Origin of the sequence: Ramlibacter sp., from assembly GCF_028292805.1 — a bacterium.
Taxonomy (GTDB): Bacteria; Pseudomonadota; Gammaproteobacteria; order Burkholderiales; family Burkholderiaceae_C; genus Ramlibacter.
This window is the reverse complement of sequence record NZ_JAQGLS010000074.1, coordinates 1-4,522: the sequence shown is the minus strand read 5'-3', so window position 1 is coordinate 4,522 and position 4,522 is coordinate 1. Positions and strand designations below refer to the sequence as shown.

7 protein-coding genes are annotated in these 4,522 nt (G+C 70.3%); 3 read left to right on the top strand and 4 right to left on the bottom strand.

Annotation, left to right across the window (positions count from 1 at the left end; translation table 11 throughout):
- Positions 1 to 116: 116 nt before the first annotated feature.
- Entirely contained in the window at positions 117 to 542 is a 426-nt protein-coding gene (locus JWP65_RS03910; protein WP_299760540.1) for a hypothetical protein, read from the top strand.
- Here JWP65_RS03910 and JWP65_RS03905 read toward each other — a convergent pair.
- The 4 genes from JWP65_RS03905 to JWP65_RS03890 all read right to left on the bottom strand — a co-directional run bounded on the left by JWP65_RS03905 (position 527) and on the right by JWP65_RS03890 (position 2,403).
- Positions 527 to 1,030 carry an NUDIX domain-containing protein gene (locus JWP65_RS03905; RefSeq protein WP_299760538.1) on the bottom strand — a complete coding sequence of 168 codons (504 nt, stop codon included), beginning with the start codon at positions 1,028 to 1,030 and terminating at the stop codon, positions 527 to 529. The genes JWP65_RS03910 and JWP65_RS03905 overlap by 16 nt on opposite strands.
- Before the next feature lie 22 nt (positions 1,031 to 1,052).
- Positions 1,053 to 1,238, bottom strand: coding sequence for a hypothetical protein (locus tag JWP65_RS03900; RefSeq protein ID WP_299760536.1), 186 nt, complete (start codon positions 1,236 to 1,238; stop codon positions 1,053 to 1,055).
- Positions 1,235 to 1,444: a hypothetical protein gene (locus JWP65_RS03895; protein ID WP_299760534.1), complete on the bottom strand. Its 210-nt coding sequence runs from the start codon at positions 1,442 to 1,444 to the stop codon at positions 1,235 to 1,237. Before JWP65_RS03895 ends, JWP65_RS03900 begins: the two co-directional genes overlap by 4 nt.
- Positions 1,445 to 1,572: 128 nt before the next feature.
- Positions 1,573 to 2,403, bottom strand: a complete 831-nt coding sequence (locus JWP65_RS03890; protein ID WP_299760532.1) for a helix-turn-helix domain-containing protein — start codon at positions 2,401 to 2,403, stop codon at positions 1,573 to 1,575.
- Positions 2,404 to 2,474: 71 nt separating this feature from the next.
- Here JWP65_RS03890 and JWP65_RS03885 point away from each other — a divergent pair, with 71 nt between their 5' ends.
- Complete coding sequence (locus JWP65_RS03885) at positions 2,475 to 3,707, top strand: MFS transporter (protein WP_299760530.1); 1,233 nt, start codon at positions 2,475 to 2,477, stop codon at positions 3,705 to 3,707.
- 65 nt (positions 3,708 to 3,772) lie between these two features.
- Positions 3,773 to 4,522: AAA family ATPase (locus tag JWP65_RS03880; RefSeq protein WP_299760528.1), on the top strand; the 750-nt coding region annotated here is incomplete at its 3' end.

Here is a 4,522-nt window from a genome sequence, read left to right as displayed (position 1 = left end):
GCCTGCGCCTTCGCGTGCCGATTCCGACGGCCGCGCGGCGCCCGCGTCCTACGCGCGGGCCCGGCGCCGCTGGCGAACATCCGTTCCAGCAAAGACCAACCCACGGAGCAGACGGCATGACCGGCATCGCACACGATTTCTGGCAGGAACAGGCGGACGAACCGCCGGTGCACCTCGCCGCCAGCATCGACCCGCAGGTGGAAGACGCCCATTGGCAGCGTGCATATTGGGCCCAGCCGTACTACCGCGCCGAACTCGGCTACGACGACTACGCCCCGGCGTACTGCGTCGGCTACATCGGCCAGGCCCAGTATGGCGGCCGCTTCGAGGAAGCCGAGAAATGCCTGTGCGCCAACTGGGTCCGCATCAAGGGCGACTCGCGCCTGACCCTGGACGAGGCGATGCAGGCGATCCGCGCGGCGTGGGACCGTGCCGCGCAGGCCCGGGAGATGACGGATGAGGAGGACGCCGAATTGCTGCGCAACGCCATGACCGGCCGGCGCGCGCGGGCCGCCGACCGCCGCGCCTACGTTGCCGCCTGAGGTTGGGGGCCATCCCCGGCGGCGGCCAGTGCAAGATGCTGCTCCAGTGCGGCCAGGAAAGGCGCCTGGCCGGTGATCAGCTTGTGCGCGGCGGCTGCGATGCCGAACCACTGCACCCGGTCGACTTCCGGAAACTGCTGCAGCCGCCCCGATCGCGGCGGCCATTCCATCTCGAACAGGTTGCTGTGCAATTGTGCGGGATCGGCCTCGCCCGCGAAGGCCCAGGCCGAAATGCGCTTGCCGCTTTTCTGGCGCAGCTCGCCCAGCGGCAGGAAAGGTGGGCTGGGGTCGAACCCGGTCTCCTCGGTGAACTCGCGGATGGCCGCGGCCAACGGGTCTTCGCCTTCATCGATCTCGCCTTTGGGCAGGGTCCAGGAGGCGGCGTCGCGACGGGACCAGAACGGGCCGCCGGGATGCGCCAGCAACACCTCGAGCGCCGGGCCGCGCCGGCGGTACATCAACAAGCCGGCGCTGCGAATGATGGCCACGCCCGCAGTGTAGCCCGGCTGCTCAGCTTCGCGCCGGTTGTGGGTCGGGCGGACCCCGCTGTTCCTCGGGTGCGTGCCCGAGCTTGCGCTGCCTGATCAACGCTTCCAGCGCCGTGTCGGCGCCCTTGCCGCTGCCATTGGGCCCCGGCACCGGCACCGGGGCCGGTGTCGCATCCCTTGCCGGCTTCTTCGAGGCGTCACCGCTCATTGGCCGGGCCCCTCGGACGGGTCTTCGCCGCCATCGCCGACCTGGCGACGGTGCTGCTTGGTCTGGGTCTTCAGCTGCGCCAAGGCGCTGGCTGCGCCTTCGCCAGAGTTGCCGGCGTGCTGCTGCTCGGCGCCCGAGGCCTTGGGGTCGTTGCCACCACCGCTGCTTGCGCTGCGGTCCTGGATGGACTGATGGATGTTGCTCATTGTTCGATTCCCGATCCGGCCATTGCCAGCCGACCAGTGGATTGTCGGGAGCGGCGCAAAGCTCAACCGTCGGATGGCCCAGGCGTCTGCTGTAGGAAAAAAACCTGTGCCAGGCGTTCGTGCCGCCGCTATCCGGCGACCCGCCCGAGAAACCGGCTCGGCGGCTGGCCCATGGCCGCCTTGAACATCGCCGTGAAGGCGCTGTCGCTGGCATAGCCGCTGGCGGCCGCGACCTGGCTCACCGGCGTTCCCCGGGCCAGCAGCGGCAGCGCGTGGGCCAGCACCGCCTGCAGGCGCCACTGCTGGTAGCTGGTGCCCAGCTGCTCGCGGAACAAGCGGGCCATGGTGCGCTCGCTGGCGCCGACGTCCGCAGCCCAGCGGGCCAGGGTGCCGCGCTGCGCGGGCGCGCGCAACACGGCCTCGCACAGTGCGCGCAGGCGCTTGTCGCCGGTCTGCGCCGGCGGCAGCGGCACGCCCAGCGGCTGGGCCGGCGCACTGGCCAGTTCCTCCAGCACCAGCGCCGTGAGCAGGGCCTCGCGCGAGCGCGGCAGCCCAGCCTCGTCGAGCGCGGGTACCAGCTCGCGCAGCAACGGGGAGACCACCAGTGCGCGGCAACCGCTCCAGCCGGCCGGCGTGACCGATGCGTCGACATAGAGCGTGCGAAATTCGGCCGCCTCGAGCACATGCACGGAATGCAGCGCTTGCGGCGCGATCCAGACCGCGCGCGACGGCGGCACGATGTACGTGACATCACCATGCGACCGGTCGGGTGCGGCCGCGCTCACCTGCACGATGCCGGTGGCGCAATAGGCCAGCTGGGCCCAGGGATGCCGGTGCGGGTCGAAGTGCGCGTCGGCCGCCATGCTGCGCGAGCGCACCCGCACCGGGCGGCCCCGGCTGGGGCGGAACGGGTCGGTGTCGTCGAGCGGGACCGGGCGGGAGGCGTGGACGGAACGCATTGGCCGATTTTCGCGGATAGCTGGCTTTTTGTCGCATTCCAGAAATCGGCGGCCGCGGCTACGATCGCCGCATGAGCACTGCCGCGTCCACCGCCCCGAATGCGATCCCCCTGCGCCAGGATGCCGGCGTCATCGGCTTGGTCGGCCTGGCCCACATGGTCAGCCACTTCAGCCAGCTGCTGCTGGCGCCGCTGTTTCCCTGGCTCAAGGACGCGCTGAACGCCAGCTATACCGAGCTGGGCTTCCTGATGACGGTGTTCTTCGTCGTTTCCTGCGCGGTGCAGACCCTGTCGGGCTTCCTGGTCGACCGCTACGGCCCGCGCCCCATCCTGTTCGCCGGGCTGGGGCTGCTGGCGCTGGCTGCGTTCGGCTTCGCCATCAGCCCCAACTACTGGGCGATGGCATTCTTCTCCATCGTGGCGGGCGTCGGCAACGGCGTGTTCCACCCGGTCGACTACACGCTGCTCAATCGCAAGGTCAGCGCCCCGCGGCTGGGCCATGCCTACAGCTTCCACGGCATCACCGGCAGCCTGGGCTGGGCGCTGGCGCCGGCCCTGCTGGTGCCGCTGGCCATCACTTTCTCGTGGCGGATCGCGCTCGCCGCCGCCGGCACCTTCGCGCTGGCGGTGCTGCTGGTGCTGTGGTTCCAGCGGGACAAGCTGACCCTGGCGCCGACGCTGCACGCCACGCCGGCAGCCAAGGCCGCCGAGCGCGGCTTCGAGTTTCTGCGCATCCCGGCCGTCTGGATGTGCTTCGCCTTCTTCTTCGTCTACGCGGTGGTGCTGAGCATCATCCAGGCTTTCGCCCCTGAGGCGGCGCGCCACCTGCACCAGGTGCCGGTGGCGTTGGCCGCCATGTGCCTGACGGTGTACATGATCTGCAGCGCGGGCGGCATGGTGCTGGGCGGCTTCCTGGCCTCCGATCCGGCCCGCTGCGAAAAAGTCGTCGGCGCCGGCTTTGGCGTGGCTGCCCTGATCGCGCTGGCGATCGGCTTCGCCGCCGTGCCGGCGCTGCTGGTGCCGGCCTTGTTCGGCTTGATGGGATTCGCCAGCGGCATCGCCGGGCCCTCGCGTGACCTGCTGGTCAAGAAGTCGACGCCGGAGAACGCCACCGGGCGCGTCTACGGCGTCGTCTACTCCGGGCTGGACATCGGGCAGGCGCTGGCACCGCTGGTGTTTGGCGCGCTGATGGACCAGCGCAACTACCAGGGCGTGTGGCTCGGCCTGGTCATCATGCAGGCCGTGCTGATCACCAGCGCCTTCAACGTGCGGCGGGTGCGCCGGACCGTGCTGGCACCCGCCTGAAGCGCCGTTGCGGCCGCCGCGGCCGTCCGGCAGGCGCCGTTACATCGGCGCGCTATCCTAGGGCCATGTATGCCTCGTATTTCGGCCTGAAGCAGGAGCCGTTCTCCATTGCGCCGGATCCCCGCCTGCTGTTCATGAGCGAGCAGCACCGCGAGGCGCTGGCGCACCTTCTGTACGGGGTGCAGGGCGGCGGCGGCTTCGTGCTGCTGACAGGCGAGATCGGCACCGGCAAAACCACGATCTGCCGCTCCTTCCTGGACCAGGTGCCGGCCAACGTCAACCTGGCCTACATCTTCAACCCCAAGCTGACGGTGCTGGAGCTGCTGGACACCGTCTGCCACGAATTCGGGGTGCCGGCGCCGCAGCCGGACCGCGCCGTCACCGTCAAGGACTACCTCGACCCCCTCAACGGTTTCCTGCTGCAGGCCCACGCGGCCGGCCGCAACAACGTGCTGGTGATCGACGAGGCGCAGAACCTGGCGCCGGAGGTGCTCGAGCAGCTGCGCCTGCTGACCAACCTGGAGACCAGCGAGCGCAAGCTGCTGCAGATCATCCTGATCGGCCAGCCCGAGCTGCGCACGATGCTCGCCCGGCCGGAGCTGGAGCAGCTGGCGCAGCGCGTGATCGCGCGCTATCACCTGAAGGCGCTGGCGGAGGCCGAGACGGCGCAGTACGTGCGGCACCGCATGGAGGCCTGCGGCCTGCAGCGGCCGCTGCCGTTCGACCGCGCCGCCTTGCGCCGCGTGCATGCGGTGGCCGGCGGCGTGCCGCGCCGCATCAACCTGCTGTGCGATCGAGCGCTGCTGGGCGCCTAT